The organism is Pseudonocardia sp. Ae505_Ps2, from assembly GCF_001932425.1.
Taxonomy (GTDB): Bacteria; Actinomycetota; Actinomycetes; order Mycobacteriales; family Pseudonocardiaceae; genus Pseudonocardia.
In genome coordinates this window covers 1,730,510-1,744,151 of record NZ_MCIP01000001.1, presented here as the reverse complement: position 1 = coordinate 1,744,151, position 13,642 = coordinate 1,730,510, and the positions used below count along the sequence as shown (strand labels likewise).

The 13,642-nt window shown below is 71.1% G+C and carries 11 protein-coding genes and 1 pseudogene; 3 read left to right on the top strand and 9 right to left on the bottom strand.

Annotation, left to right across the window (positions count from 1 at the left end; all coding sequences use genetic code 11):
* Window positions 1-3 precede the first annotated feature (3 nt).
* The 6 genes from Ae505Ps2_RS08235 to Ae505Ps2_RS08210 all read right to left on the bottom strand — a co-directional run bounded on the left by Ae505Ps2_RS08235 (window position 4) and on the right by Ae505Ps2_RS08210 (window position 6,435).
* Entirely contained in the window at window positions 4-750 is a 747-nt protein-coding gene (locus tag Ae505Ps2_RS08235; protein WP_051050105.1) for an ATP-binding cassette domain-containing protein, read from the bottom strand.
* A gap of 476 nt (window positions 751-1,226) precedes the next feature.
* On the bottom strand, window positions 1,227-2,108 hold the full coding sequence (locus Ae505Ps2_RS08230) for an ABC transporter permease (RefSeq protein ID WP_020623113.1): 882 nt from the start codon (window positions 2,106-2,108) through the stop codon (window positions 1,227-1,229).
* Between the two features lie 16 nt (window positions 2,109-2,124).
* Window positions 2,125-2,994: an ABC transporter permease gene (locus Ae505Ps2_RS08225; protein ID WP_020623112.1), complete on the bottom strand. Its 870-nt coding sequence runs from the start codon at window positions 2,992-2,994 to the stop codon at window positions 2,125-2,127.
* 96 nt (window positions 2,995-3,090) lie between these two features.
* The gene (locus tag Ae505Ps2_RS08220; protein WP_075553537.1) at window positions 3,091-3,690 is read right to left on the bottom strand and encodes a hypothetical protein; all 600 of its coding nucleotides are present in this window, start codon (window positions 3,688-3,690) and stop codon (window positions 3,091-3,093) included.
* Window positions 3,687-4,943 carry a LuxR C-terminal-related transcriptional regulator gene (locus tag Ae505Ps2_RS33225; protein ID WP_083695459.1) on the bottom strand — a complete coding sequence of 419 codons (1,257 nt, stop codon included), beginning with the start codon at window positions 4,941-4,943 and terminating at the stop codon, window positions 3,687-3,689. Before Ae505Ps2_RS33225 ends, Ae505Ps2_RS08220 begins: the two co-directional genes overlap by 4 nt.
* Window positions 4,944-5,271: 328 nt before the next feature.
* Window positions 5,272-6,435, bottom strand: coding sequence for an alpha/beta hydrolase (locus Ae505Ps2_RS08210; RefSeq protein ID WP_075309006.1), 1,164 nt, complete (start codon window positions 6,433-6,435; stop codon window positions 5,272-5,274).
* Window positions 6,436-6,612: 177 nt separating this feature from the next.
* On the opposite strand from Ae505Ps2_RS08210, the gene Ae505Ps2_RS08205 reads away from it, so the two are divergent.
* A complete protein-coding gene (locus Ae505Ps2_RS08205; RefSeq protein ID WP_075309008.1) occupies window positions 6,613-7,452 on the top strand; it encodes an SDR family NAD(P)-dependent oxidoreductase in 840 nt (279 codons plus the stop codon).
* Window positions 7,453-7,522: 70 nt separating this feature from the next.
* Window positions 7,523-9,184: an NAD(P)/FAD-dependent oxidoreductase gene (locus tag Ae505Ps2_RS08200; RefSeq protein WP_075309010.1), complete on the top strand. Its 1,662-nt coding sequence runs from the start codon at window positions 7,523-7,525 to the stop codon at window positions 9,182-9,184.
* Between the two features lie 62 nt (window positions 9,185-9,246).
* Here Ae505Ps2_RS08200 and Ae505Ps2_RS08195 read toward each other — a convergent pair whose 3' ends face one another.
* The 3 genes from Ae505Ps2_RS08195 to Ae505Ps2_RS31835 form a co-directional block, all read right to left on the bottom strand.
* Window positions 9,247-10,506 (bottom strand): acyl-CoA dehydrogenase family protein, encoded by a 1,260-nt coding sequence (locus Ae505Ps2_RS08195; RefSeq protein ID WP_075309012.1) that lies wholly within the window; start codon window positions 10,504-10,506, stop codon window positions 9,247-9,249.
* A gap of 39 nt (window positions 10,507-10,545) precedes the next feature.
* A complete protein-coding gene (locus tag Ae505Ps2_RS08190; RefSeq protein ID WP_075309014.1) occupies window positions 10,546-11,628 on the bottom strand; it encodes a helix-turn-helix domain-containing protein in 1,083 nt (360 codons plus the stop codon).
* A gap of 205 nt (window positions 11,629-11,833) precedes the next feature.
* Window positions 11,834-12,061, bottom strand: coding sequence for a hypothetical protein (locus tag Ae505Ps2_RS31835; RefSeq protein ID WP_075309016.1), 228 nt, complete (start codon window positions 12,059-12,061; stop codon window positions 11,834-11,836).
* Between the two features lie 723 nt (window positions 12,062-12,784).
* Here Ae505Ps2_RS31835 and Ae505Ps2_RS08180 point away from each other — a divergent pair.
* Window positions 12,785-13,626 (top strand): annotated as a pseudogene (locus Ae505Ps2_RS08180) (IS5 family transposase).
* Window positions 13,627-13,642 lie beyond the last annotated feature (16 nt).

The following is a 13,642-nucleotide window of genomic DNA, read 5'->3' as shown; positions in this document are numbered from 1 at the left end:
CGCTCAGTCCATCCCGAGCGGGCCGGCGGACTGTCCCGCGAGGAACTGCTTGACGAACGGGTCCTGGTGCTCGAAGGCCTCGTGCGCCGGTCCGTAGTGGACGACCTCGCCCTTCCAGATCAGGCCGACGTAGTCGCTGACCTTGCGGGCGGTCTTGATGTCGTGCGTGACCAGCAGGTACGTGCCGCCGTGCTGGTTGTGGACGTCCATGATGATGTCGCAGAGCAGCGAGGTGCGGACCGGGTCGAGACCGGAGTCCGGCTCGTCGAACAGCACGATGTCGGGGTTCATCACCAGCGCGCGGGCGAAGCCGGCGCGCTTCTTCATGCCGCCGGAGACCTCGTTGGGCGCCTTGTGCGCGGCCTTGGCCAGACCGACCTCGTCGAGTGCGGTCATGACCGTCTTCTCGACCTCCTTCTCCGACATCCGCGTGTGCTTGCGGAGCGGGAAGGCGACGTTGTCGTAGAGGTTCATGGAGCCGAACAGCGCGCCGTCCTGCCAGCAGACGCCGAACCGGGTCCGCATGTCGTAGCGCTCGTTCTCGCTCATCGACCAGATGTCGACACCGCCGACGTAGACCGCGCCGCGGTCCGGGGCGAGCAGCCCGACCAGGTGCTTGATGAGCACCGACTTCCCGGTGCCCGACGGGCCCAGCACGGTGGTGATGGCGTCGTGCTGGAAGTTGAAGTTGATGTTCTTCAGGATCTGGGTGCTGCCGAACGACTTCGCGAGGCCCTCGACCTGCAGGATCGGGTCCGTTCCGTACCGGAACTCCCGGGTCTCGGTCGACCAGCCGGGTCCGCGGGTGGCCGCGGCCTGGGTCCCCCCGTCGTGGACGGGTGGAATCTGCTGGGTGGGGTACTCGGAGTCCGGTCCGGTGTGCCGGGGCTGGTTCGGCGAGGTCACTGATCCTCCTGGACGACCTGGCGCGTGCCGGCGCGGGGGAACCGGCACGCGGATCACGTGCTGAGGGGAGCGGCCCCGGAGGCTTCCGGGGACCGTGGACGCGGGGGACGCGTCCGGCGGGACTGCGAGCGGGCACCTCGGTCCCGGGGAGCGGGCGCGGTGCGGCGGACCGGGCGGCGGGGAGCGACGTCCGGACCGTGGCCGGCTGGGGAGGGCCGGGACCGTGGCGGGGGGCTGTCGTCGGGGTTCGGGGGTTGTCGGGGCGGGCCGGGGAACTCCGGGGCCGGCCGCCGGGGATGAGCGGCACGACCCCGGAGAGGTCAGTTGGCGATCGGAGAGTTCGTCTCGAGCCCCCAGAAGGCCAGCGTGCCGATGGTCCCGATGACCGAGATCAGCACCAGGTTGATGATCATCGACTTCGCGGTGGCACGGCCGACGCCGACCGGCCCGCCGCTGGCGTTGTAGCCGTAGTAGAGGCCCACGCCGACGATCACGATGGACTCGGTCATGATCTTGACCATCACCGCGAACATGTCGTACGGGCTCTGGTACAGCCAGAACAGGTAGAGGAACCCACCCGGTGAGACACCGCCGAGGTTCACCACCGTGACCAGGTACATCGCCACGTAGAGGATGGCCAGTCCGACGAAGTACATGAACGGCACGGCGATCACGGTGGCCGCGATCCGGGTACCGACCAGGAACGACTTCGACTTGATGCCCATGACCTCCATGGCGTCGATCTCGTCGGAGATCCGCATGGAGCCGATCTCGGCCACGTAGCCGCAGCCGACCTTCGCCGCGAGGATCCAGCCCCACATGTAGACCGAGAGCTCGCGCAGGCCGCAGTAGGCGTCGAACACCGCGGAGTACAGCGGGGCGCCGATCTGCTTGAGCGTGTAGCTGGCCTCCAGGCCGCACTGCCCGCCCATGATGAACATCATGAACCAGATGATCAGAGCGGAGCTGAAGATCAGGATGCCCGCCTGGCGGAACACCTCGGGCACGTAGCGGCGGAACATGTCCGGGAAGTCCCGGACGACGTCGGCGGTGAACCGGCCGATGTCGCCGGCCTCGGTGAGGCCGGTCTTCAGCTTCCCGGTGATCGAGGAGAAGCTGACGTCCACGCCCTGCTTCTCGGGTGCCCGGAGTTCGGTGCGGTCGGGGTCGCCCTGCGGCCCCCGGTCGTCGAGCTGCGTCATGTCCGTGACACCTCCCTTACTTGTAGACGCTCATCTGCGGGTTCAGGCCGAGCATGGTCAGCGTGAACACGAAGTTGATGACCCAGATGCCGGCGAAGGAGATGACGACGGCCTGGTTGACCGCTTTCCCCACACCGATCGGACCGCCCTTGGCGTTGAGCCCGACGTAGCAGCAGACGACGCCGATGATCAGCCCGTAGATCGCGCACTTCACGACGCTGCCCCAGAGGTCGACCGTGTTGAGCAGGTCGAACAGGGAGCCGTAGTAGCCCGCGTAGCTGGCGTCGAAGATCGGACCCGCCGCGACGTAGCCGCTGACCAGACCGACGACCAGCGCCAGGATGTCCAGGACGGCGGTCATGATCGTGCAGGCCAGGACCCGCGGCAGCACCAGCGTCCGCATCGGGTCGACGCCGAGGACCTCCATGGCGTCGATCTCGTCGCGGATGCGGCGGGCTCCGAGGTCGGCCGTGATGGCCGTTCCGACGACACCGGCGACGACCATCCCGTTGATGAACGGGGCGAACTCGCGGACCGACGCGAACTCGAAGAACGCTCCGAGCCGGTACGGGATGCCGAAGGTGTAGAAGATGGCGCCGCCGGTGAGCCCCGGCGCACCGAACCCGAACCCGAACGCCGCGAGGGACATCGGGAGCCAGGTGAGCTTGAGGATGTCGAAGCACTGGTCGCGGGTGTCGGCCCAGAAGCCGACCGGCTTGCGGACGGCAAGGACGAACACCTTGACCATCAGCTGCCACATCTCGCCCGCGGTGACGAACGGGTCGGCGACCTGACGCAGCACGCCCGCCCCGCCGGAACCCGCCGTCCTGCGCGGTACCTCGACGGTCTCGTCGGGCGTCTGGGTGAGGGTCCCAGGCGTGGTCATAACTCTCCTTCGAGTGCGGGGCCGGAACAGTCCGGGTCCACCGAGCTGAAGTCTCGCTCCGCGGAGGCGGGGGTCACACCTCCCGTGGGGGGCGGATCACCCTCCCCCTGGGGGGGTATCGGTGGTACGGGCGACCGGCTCCGCGGCGTGCTCCGTACGGAGTTCCCTGCGCTGGGCCCGGCGCTGGATCAGCAGCACCGCACCGAGGACGAGCGCGGCCGCCGGGGCTCCCGCTCCGAGGCCGCCGAGCAGTGCTCCGGCGACCGGGTGGATCGCGGTCACCAGGGGAAGTGCAGCGGCACCGGCCACCACCAGGACGGTGGCGGTCAGCGCGTCGCGGACCGGCCAGGTCGGCGAACGCCAGACCCGGACCAGCCCGATCAGCCCGGTCACCCCCACGGTCAGCAGGGAACAGCCGAGCAGGTGCACGACCGCGGGGTCGCGGGGGGCACGCGGGGCACCCCCCACGGGGGAGGGCACGAGGGCCTCGGGCGGGCCGAGGCGTTCCAGGGCGCGGACGAGCTGCTCCTCGGCCGGCGCGGGACCCGCCGTGCGCGCCAGCTCGGTCCAGACGTGGGACCGCAGGTCCTGGCGGGCGGTGAACGTGAGGTGGCGGGTGGCCGCGTCGAGCCGGCCCAGGTAGTCCCGCAACGGCGGGGGCAGCGCTCCGCGGGACGAACCCGCGCGAGCGGTCACCGGTAGCCGGCCGGACCCGCGGACATCCGGCCCGCCCGGTCGTGCTCGGCCCGCAGCCAGTGCGAGACGGCCTCGGCGCGGTTCGCAGCGCCGAGCTTGCGCAGGATGTGCTTGACGTGCGACTTCACCGTGCCCTCGGAGATCACCAGGCGGGTGGCGATGCGGGCGTTGGTGTCGCCGGTGGCCATCAGCCGCAGGACCTCGACCTCGCGGCGGGTGAGCGACGGGTCGACCGGCGCGGAGCGCAGGAACCCGTCGACGATGCTGCGCTGCGGACCGGTCTGTCCGCCCGGGACCCCCTCGGTGACCCGGCCGTTCTCGCCGTGGCCCCACCAGCCGTCGCCGAGGTCGCCCTCGCGGGCGTCGGTGATCCGGCGGGCGAGCCGGTCGGCGTCGGCGCGGATCTGGTCCATCTCGTCGAGGACCATCGTGCGGGTCAGCGCCTGGCCGAGTCCCTGCGCGTAGAGGGTGAGCAGCTGACGGTCGAGCGGGTCGACGTTGCGCTGCTGGTAGTAGCAGTCGGCGTGGACGAACCCGGCGACGACACCGTGCACGAGGATCGGCGCCGCGCAGTAGCTGCGCGACATCGAGGCGTCGGCGATCGGCCGGTTGACGCCGGGGCGTTCCTGCACCTCGTCGACCAGCAGCGAGGTGCGGCGCCGGACCATCTCGGTCTCGACGATCCGGCCGTCGAGGGTCTGCGGGTGACAGCGCCCCAGCGCGAGGATCTCCTCGGCCCAGGCCGGGTCGCGTTCCACGTGCACGCGCTCCGGGATCCACAGCGAGTCCGCGACCCGGGAGATGATCGAGCGGTCGAAGCCGAGGCTGCAGGCGGTGGAGGCGGCGGTGTCCAACAGGGTGGTGCTGGTGCGGGCCTCACCGAGCTGGGCGAGCGCGGCGCGGACGCCCTGCAGCGCACGGTCGGAGTGGGCGAGCTCGTCGAGCAGGAGCTGCTCGTCGAGCTCCTTGACCTCACCGAGCATGCTCACCAAGTCCGGCGACGGGACCGAGCCCGACCCGAGCGAGGACATGGCCTCGGCCCACACCGTCCGCAGCACCACGCGGGCCGACCCCAGGTCGACGACGTGCTCGGGGTGCGGGAGGCGACCGTCGTCGAGGAGGCGGCGAGCGGCCAACAGCAGGTCCACGACGCGTGAGGACTGGGCCCGCGGCATCCGGCGCCCCTGGCCGGGCCAGCGGCCGCCGGTGTCGCAGCGACGCATGAACGCCACGCGGCTCGTGCTCTCGCCCATACCGTCCTCCTCTTCGTTGAGGCGGTGTCGACGTCACCATCGACCCCGGGGTGTGTTGCTCTCCCCTGCAACGAGGTGGGGACGCCCGGGTTGCGACCGCCCGGATCCTCGGATCCGCCTCACTTACGGTCATCATTGACTGTTTTACAGTGCGACAGAAGTCACGTCCACTGCAAATCAACCGGGGTGCTGCCACCCGAACACGCAGGTGAATGCCCCTCCCGGAGGCATGATTCGGTCACGAAGAGTGCAGATTCCGAGCGGTCGGACCGTTTTCGGTCGTGGCGCGCCCAGGCCGGTCGTGCGCCGCGAGGTTCACCCGATGGGACTAGTCAGCGAGGACGCCGTCGAGCCAGTCGAAGGCGACCTGGTGGAACCGCAGGGTGGCGCCCTCGTGACAGTGTTCGCCGCCGCCCTCGTCCTCCGGGAACACCACGAGGTCCTTGGGGCAGGTCAGCGCGTCGTGGACCCGCTGCGGCTGACCACGGAAGAACTGGTCGTTCTCGGCCTCGAGCACCAGCGTGGGGCAGGTGATCCGGTCGGCGACGCCGTCGAGGGTGTAGGCCCTGGTGGCCTCGAGCAGGTCGTCGAAGGTCGCCACCCCGTAGGTCCAGCGCCCGTTGTCGACCAGCCAGCGCGCCGAGGTGCTCGTGGCCACGAGTGCCTCGATACCACCGGCGTCCGCTGCGGCGGCGGCCACGCCTGCCACGGTCTCGTACATGTCCCAGACGCCGTCGTGGAGCACGCAGGCGGCGAGGCGGTGCTCGAAGGCGGCGGCGCGGGCCGCGAGGTAGCCACCGAGGCTGGTGCCGACCAGGGCGATTTTCCCGGTGTCGACCTCGGGCAGGGTGACCGCGACGTCGACCACCGGGGTGACCACGGCCTCCCAGTCGGGGCGGAAGTGCAGCCCGGCGCGCACGGTCGCGCCCTGGCCGGGGCCGTCGAAGGCGAGCACGTTGTAGCCGCGCCGCAGCGCCCCGGCGGCGAGGGCGAAGTAGTCCTCCTCCAGGGTGGAGTCGTAGCCGCCGTGGTAGATCACGGTCGGGCGCGGGACGCCCGAGCCGTCGACGGTGAACAGGTACGCGGGCAGCGTGGTGCCCTCGTAGGGGATCTCCAGGGCGCGGGCCGGGGTGTCGAGCAGCGCGGCGGCGTCGGCGAAGGTCCGGCGCGACGCGGTCTGCAGCCGGACGGACTCCTGGTCGCGGGCCGGGTCCTCGCGGCGGTAGAAGTCCGCGGTCCGGTAGTAGTTCGACGCCCGCAGCAGCGCCTCGCGGGCACTGACCCGGTGCCCCGCGGCCAGTGCGTCGCGTCCGATGCGCTCGACCCGCGCGGCGGTGGCGGCCCACCGGGTCGACCACGCCACCTCGTCGCCCTCGGGGATCGCCCGGCAGGTGACCAGGACCTCCCCCAGCTCGGCGCCGCCGTAGGGGGCGTAGCCCGCGGCCCGCAGCGCCTCGAAGGAGAAGGACTCGTCGTCGTAGAGGAACTTCATCGGACCCTCCTAGGTAAACGAGACGGAACCGTTCCGTCTCGTTCGACGCTAGCAGACGGAACGGTCTCGTTCCATTGGCTCGATCGACCGGTGGGTGGTGCCGATCACCCGGGCCTGAGGAGTCGGCCGTCGTCGGATTAGGGTCTCCGGCACACCCGTAGGAGGGGGAGCTCGACGATGAAGTCCTTCACCGGTCGTACCGCCGCGATCACCGGAGCCGGGTCCGGCATCGGGCGCGCGCTGGCCCTGCGCCTCGCGGGCGACGGCTGCCACCTCGCCCTGGCCGACCGGGACGCCGCGGGCCTCGCCGAGACCGCCGCGCTCGCCGGACCGCAGGTGCGGGTCACCATCGCCGAGCTCGACGTCGCCGACGAGAAGGCCGTCTACGGCTGGGCCGACGTCGTCGTCGCCGACCACGGCGCGGTGCACATGATCGTGAACAACGCCGGGGTCGCGCTGTCCGGGACCGTCGGGGGCCTGTCCCTCGAGGACTACCGCTGGATCATGGACATCAACTTCTGGGGCGTGGTCCACGGGACCAAGGCGTTCCTGCCGCACCTGGAGGCCGCCGGGGCGGGGCACGTCGTCAACCTGTCCAGCATCTTCGGCGTCGCCGCGCAGCCCCTGATGAGCGGCTACAACGCCAGCAAGTACGCGGTCCGCGGGTTCACCGAGTCGCTGCGCCAGGACCTCGAGCTCACCGGCTCCCCGGTGTCGGCGACCTGCGTGCACCCCGGCGGGATCCGCACCAACATCGCGAAGGCCGCCCGGGTCGACGACAGCGTCGCCACCGCCACCGGCAAGCCCGCCGCCGCGGCCACCGCGGAGTTCGAGCGGATGCTGAACACGACCCCCGACCGGGCCGCGAAGACCATCCTCGACGGCGTTCGGCGCAACCAGCGCCGTGTCCTCATCGGACCGGACGCCTGGGCCATCGACTCCATGGTGCGGCTGCTGCCGACCACCTACCAGCGGATCGTCACCGGGGCCGTGCGCTCGCGACGCGGAAAGGGCTGATTCCCCGGTGGGCCCTGACTAGGGTCGTAGGGCCGGGTGACCCCCGGCACACGACCCGAGGAGCCCACCCATGAGCCCCGAGCAGCCACCCCTCACCGCGTTCGGCCCGGACTTCCCCTTCCCCTACGACGACTGGCTGGCCCACCCAGCCGGTCTCGGCCGGGTCCCACCGGACCGGCTGGGGTCCGAGGTCGTGGTCGTCGGGGCCGGGATCGCCGGGCTCGTCGCCGCCTACGAGCTGATGCGCATCGGGCTGCGGCCGGTCGTGTACGAGTCCTCGCACCTGGGTGGACGGCTGCGCTCACAGCCCTTCGAGGGGGCCGACGGGATCGTCGCCGAGCTGGGCGGGATGCGCTTCCCCCGCTCCTCGACCGCGTTCCACCACTACGTGGACCTGCTCGGGCTGGAGACCGCGCCGTTCCCGAACCCGCTGACCGAGGCCGCCGGCAGCACGGTGATCGACCTGCACGGGCGGACGTACTACGGCCGGACCCTGGCCGACCTGCCGCCGTTCTTCACCGAGGTCGCCGACGCCTGGGCGAGCGCGCTGGAGGAGGGCGCGGGCTTCAGCGACCTGCAGCAGGCGATCCGCGAGCGCGACACCGCGCGCATCCGGGCGCTGTGGGCGGAGCTCGTCGAGGTGTGGGACGACCGCACCTTCTACGACTTCGTGTCCACGTCGAAGGCGTTCTCCGACCTGTCCTTCGCCCACCGCGAGGCGTTCGGCCAGGTGGGGTTCGGAACCGGTGGTTGGGACTCGGACTTCCCGAACTCGATGCTGGAGATCCTGCGGGTGGTGCTGACCGGCTGCGAGGACGACCAGCAGCTGGTCGTCGGCGGGGTGGAGCAGGTGCCGCAGGGACTGTGGACGCGCACCCCCGACGACCTGGTGCACTGGCCCGCCGGGACCAGCCTGTCGTCGCTGCACGGGGGCGGGACCCGCCCGGGCGTCGCCCGGCTGCACCGGCTCGACGCGGACACGATCCGCATCACCGACGTCTACGGCGGCACCCGCGACGTGTCCGCGGTGCTCACCACCTGCCAGAGCTGGCTGTTGTCCACCCAGATCGACACCGACGAGTCGCTGTTCGGCCAGGACGTGTGGATGGCCCTGGACCGCACCCGCTACATGCAGTCGACCAAGACGTTCGTGATGGTGGACCGGCCGTTCTGGCGGGACATCGACCCGTCGACCGGCCGCGAGGTCATGTCCACCACGCTGACCGACCGGCTCACCCGCAGCACCTACCTGTTCGACAACGGACCGGGCCGGCCCGGGGTGATCTGCCTGTCCTACTCGTGGATGAGCGACTCGCTGAAGATGCTGCCGTACCCGGTGGAGAAGCGGGTCGAGCTGGCGCTGGGCGCGCTGCGGCGGATCTACCCGTCCGTCGACATCGGAGCGCACGTCATCGGCGACCCGATCACGGTGACCTGGGAGTCCGACCCGCACAGCCTGGGTGCGTTCAAGGGCGCCCTGCCCGGCCACTACCGCTACAACCGGCGGATGTACTGCCACTTCGTGCAGGACGACCTGCCGGCGGCCGAGCGCGGGATCTTCATGGCGGGCGACGACGTGTCGTGGACCCCGGCCTGGGCGGAGGGTGCCGTGCAGACCGCGCTCAACGCGGTCTGGGGGATCGTCGCGCACCTGGGCGGGGCGACCCCGCCGGAGAACCCCGGCCCCGGGGACCGGTTCGCCGAGCTCGCTCCCCCGACACTGCCGGACTGACGCGGGTTCCGGCCCCACCGTGACCGGGGCCGGCCGTCCCACCACGGGCCGGCCCCGGACCGTCAAGCGCCGGTCGCGAGCCGGTTCTCCGCCGACGCCAGCGGGTCGTAGCTCGGCTCCATCAGCATCTCGTGCAGGTGCCGGCGGCGGACGCCCATGTTGCCGCCGTCGTAGACGGGGAAGCACAGGACGTCCTGCATGATCCCGGCGATCGGCGTCTCGGTGGTGTAGGCGTCCACCCCGACCAGGCGCATCGCGTCGTAGACGACGTCGACCGACCGCTCCGAGGCGTAGATCTTCGTGATGTTCGCGAGCTCGCGGTCCTTGCCCCCGGTGCGGTCGAAGTGGTCGGCCGCCTTCCACGACAGGTAGCGGGTCGCCTCGATGCGGATCTTGATGTCGGCGAGCATGTACCCGGCGTTCTGGTACTCGATGACCGGGCGCGGGCCGGAACGGCTGTCGGTCTTCGCGAACTCGTAGGCGTAGTCGAAGGCCGCCCGCATCCGCCCGACACAGGCCGCGCCGATCGGCGCACAGGTCCAGGTGAACGCGGTCTTCACCATCTCCATGCCGTCGCCGGGGCCGCCGATCATGTTCGCCAGCGGGACCCGGACGTCGTGGAACTCGACCCGCGGCGAGTTGGTCGCGCGGTGACCGATGGTGTCGAGCATGCCGGTGATCTCCACACCGGGGGTGCCCCGCTCGACGACGACGATCGCGAGCGACTCCTGCGGCGGCAGCGCGGGGTCGGTACGACAGACGACCGAGATGAGGTCGGCGCCGCGGCCGTCGAAGCCGGAGCCGTTGGTGGTGTAGTGCTTGGCGCCGTCGAGGACGATCTCGTCACCCTCGATCCGGGCGAAGGTCTGGACCCCGACCTTCGGGTCGGGCGAGTCGTAGTTCGCACCGCCGGTGACCTCGGTGTAGGCGATCGCGGCGAGCCTGGGCTCGGACCCGCAGAACGCGGGCAGCCACCGCTGCTTCTGCTCCTCGGTACCGAAGTGGACGATCGGGTGCAGCCCGAGGCCGGTGCCGAGGATCGCGGAGGCGACGTTGACGTCGACCCGGGCGATCTCCTCGACGGCGAGCACGAACTGCAGCGAGGTGAACTTGCCGCCGCCGTACTCGGCCGGGATCAGCGCCTTCACGAACCCGGCCTCGGCCATCTGCCGGTAGAACGGCTCGATGGCGTAGAACCGCTCCGCGGGCTGCGAGAACGGCGCGATCGCCGCCTCGACACCGGTGAGGACGGTGTCGGCGAACTGCCGGGCCTGCTCCCGCAGGCCCAGCTGCTCGGCGTCGAGGGTGAAGTCCAGAGTCATCGTCGGATGCCTTCCGCTCGGGCCCCGACCCGACCCGGGTCAGGGACGCCGGGCGATCGTGGCCGCCGGAGGCCGCCCCGGGATCGAACCGGTGTGCACGGCGACCGGTACCGGCGTGCACGGTCCGTCCGGTCCGGCCGGTTCGCGCTCGCCGAACTCCGACGGCAGGCAGCCGTGGTGGGCGCGGAAGACCCGGTTGAGGTGGGACAGGTCGGCGAAGCCCCAGCGGGCGGCGAGCTCGGTGAGGGTCCCGGCCCGCGTCGGTGCGGTGAGCTCACGGGTGCACCCGTCGACGCGCAGGGCCATGACGGTGCGGGAGAAGCTGCGGTCGGTGCCCTCGTAGAGCTGGTGCAGCTTGCGGACCGAGATGCCGAAGCGCGCGGCGACCGCCGCGGCCGAGGTGTCGCCGGTCCGCAGGTGCGCCGCCAGGTAGCGGTTGACCGCGGCCCGCAGGCCCGCGTCGAGATCCGCGCGTCCGGTGTCGCGCAGCCGGTCGGAGCCGCCGGCCGCCGCGGCCAGCAGCGTCGTGAACGCGGTGTCGGCGGCGTCCGCGCCGGCCGGGTCGAGTGCGTCGAGGCCGTTCCAGGTGGACAGCATGGCGGAGGCGACGATGCGGGCCAGACCGGGCGAGGAGCCGTCGTGGGTGGTCGCGGTGGCGGCGTCGAGGTCGGCCACCAGCGGCAGCAGCCGGGCGCGGGGCACCCGGAACGACACACAGCGCCACTCCTGGGACCGGTCGTCGGCGACGAACTCCAGCCCGTACTCACGGGTGGTGTCGAACAACGCGAACCCGCCCGGCTCCACGACGCAGCGGCGCCCGGCCTGGGTGCCGATGCAGTGGCCGCTGATCTGCAGGTTCACGAACACGTGGTCGGTGACGGTGCGACGCACCTCGGCCGGGCCGTGGGTGATGAGCTGGGTCGCCGACGACACCTCGGCGCAGTTGGTCGCGGTCAGCCTGCTGGAACGCACCCAGCTGCGGATCTCGTGTGCGTACGCCCGCCCGGTCCGCCGGGCGCCGGGCAGCTCCGCGGCGAGCGGGGTGAACGCCTCGCAGATCACCTCGCGCCAGTAGCTGAACTGCTCGCCGGCCGGGCGGTCCTCAGTGGTCCAGTAGCGCACTCGGGGCCTCCTCGACGGCTCGCATCGGCTCCGATGGCGTCGCCGCCGTGAGCCAGGACACTATCGAGGTGGCGCATCGGAACCCAGGTCCCGGCGGGGGTGCGCGGGGTGACCGAAGCATGACCGCTCCAGGGCACATGGGTGTTTCCGCCGGTGAACTCCGGATCACGGCCCGGCTCCCGCCGGCACGACGCCGCGGCCCCGGTCACGACGTGGCCGGGGCCGACGTCCGCAGTCCGGGGGGACCCGGGTCTCCGGTGAGCTCCCCCGCCGCCTCGCCGAGGAGCTCCCGGAACCAGACGTCGTCGTGGCCGTAGGTGTGCACCGGGTGCCACCACAGGGTCTCGGCGATGGGGACGACGTTCCACGGACACGCCAGCACGCGCAGTGCCCCGTTGGTGGCGAGCGCACGGGCGAGGTGCCGCTGCACCACGGCGGGGCCGTACCGACCTCCCCGCGCTGGTCCCCGGCGACGTCGTCGAGATGACCGTCGACGGCCTCCGCACCGTGCGCAACACCGTCGTACCCGGCCGCGCCCGATCCCCGGGGCGCGGCCCCGGCCGCGTCTGCGTCCCGTCCCCGGCTGACCCCACACCGTCGAGAGGTCCCTGCCGGTCGAGTGGCCCGAACAGCGAACAGGCCCCACCGGGAGTCCGGTGGAGCCTGTCGTGTCGTGTGCGCCCGAAGGGATTCGAACCCCTAACCTTCTGATCCGTAGTTGGCGCGTCCGCACCCGTAGGGCTGGATTCCCAGGTGCGAGCGTGCTCTCTGGGTGACGGGATGAGCATCAGCGGCAGTAGGGCTGTGCAGTTCGTGGACCGGGTCGTGGACCGGGCTCGCCGCAAGCCCTGCTGGGCCTCGCAAGCCACAGCGATCGCAGCCGTGGGCCGACCCGGAACCTGATGGGTCCTGAGTGCCGTATGGAACAGTGGTCGACCATGGTCTGCGAAGAGTCAACAACTTCATGATCGACAGGCCCGTGCCCGCCCCTCACCATCGACACCCGGCCGCGACCCAGCTGTGATCAATCCGCGCGACCTCTTAGAGGCCGCGCGGATTGATCACACCTCGGCCGTGGTTGGGTGTCTGAGGCGAGGGCGGGCACGGGCCTGTCGATCATGAAGTTGTTGACTCTTCGTGATCGTCTGGAGGCCGCGTGCCCGCCCTGCCATCATGGCTGACCGAGCCGTTGTGGGACCAGTTCGCCGCGCTGCTGCCGCCCCGGGTCGAGTTCGATCCCACTCATCCGTGGGGCTGTCACCGCCGCCGGATCGCGGATCGGGTCGTGTTCGACAAGCTCCTGTGAGGTACTGCGGTTCGGCTGCCCGTATCAGGGCATCGCCGACAGCACCTGCTCGGCGACCACCATCCGCGATCGCCGTGACGAGTGGATCCGGCTCGGGGTCTTCGCCCAGCTGCGCCGGATCGCCCTGGACGCCTACGACCGCATCGTCGGCCTGCTGCTTGACGACGTTGCCGTCGACGGCGCCATCACCAAGGCCCCCGGCGGCGGTGAGGTCGCCGGCCCGTCACCGGTCGACCGGCGCAAGGGGCCTGAAGCGATCGGTACTCGTCGAGGGATACGGCATCCCACTGGGCCGGGTCCTGGCCGGGGCACACCGCCACGACTCCCCGCTACTGGGCCCCACTCTCGACCACCTCGACGCTCTCGGCCCGCTGCCCGACGACATCACCGTGCACCTCGACGCCGGCTATGACTCCGGTAAGACCCGCGACACACTCACCGAACGGGGCCTGCACAGCGAGATCGCGCACAAGGGCGAGAAAGCACCGATCCAGGCCACCCAACGCTGGCACATCGAGCGCACCAACGCCTGGCACAACAGCTTCAACCGGCTGCAGCGCTGCTACGAACGCCGCGAAACCGTCGTCGACGCGTTCTTCGACCTCACCGACACCATCATCACACTCCGTAGCCTGATCCGGCAGGCCTGGACCACACACCGCTGGGACACCCGACCACACCGCCGCCCATGATCATCCATCAATCCGC

Excerpts from the sequence above, each read along its gene's own strand:
- Ae505Ps2_RS08230 (WP_020623113.1), bottom strand. The coding sequence starts at position 2,108 with ATGACGCAGCTCGACGACCGGGGGCCGCAGGGCGACCCCGACCGCACC.
- Ae505Ps2_RS08225 (WP_020623112.1), bottom strand. The coding sequence starts at position 2,994 with ATGACCACGCCTGGGACCCTCACCCAGACGCCCGACGAGACCGTCGAG.
- Ae505Ps2_RS33225 (WP_083695459.1), bottom strand. The coding sequence starts at position 4,943 with ATGGGCGAGAGCACGAGCCGCGTGGCGTTCATGCGTCGCTGCGACACC.
- Ae505Ps2_RS08210 (WP_075309006.1), bottom strand. The coding sequence starts at position 6,435 with ATGAAGTTCCTCTACGACGACGAGTCCTTCTCCTTCGAGGCGCTGCGG.
- Ae505Ps2_RS08205 (WP_075309008.1), top strand. The coding sequence starts at position 6,613 with ATGAAGTCCTTCACCGGTCGTACCGCCGCGATCACCGGAGCCGGGTCC.
- Ae505Ps2_RS08200 (WP_075309010.1), top strand. The coding sequence starts at position 7,523 with ATGAGCCCCGAGCAGCCACCCCTCACCGCGTTCGGCCCGGACTTCCCC.
- Ae505Ps2_RS08195 (WP_075309012.1), bottom strand. The coding sequence starts at position 10,506 with ATGACTCTGGACTTCACCCTCGACGCCGAGCAGCTGGGCCTGCGGGAG.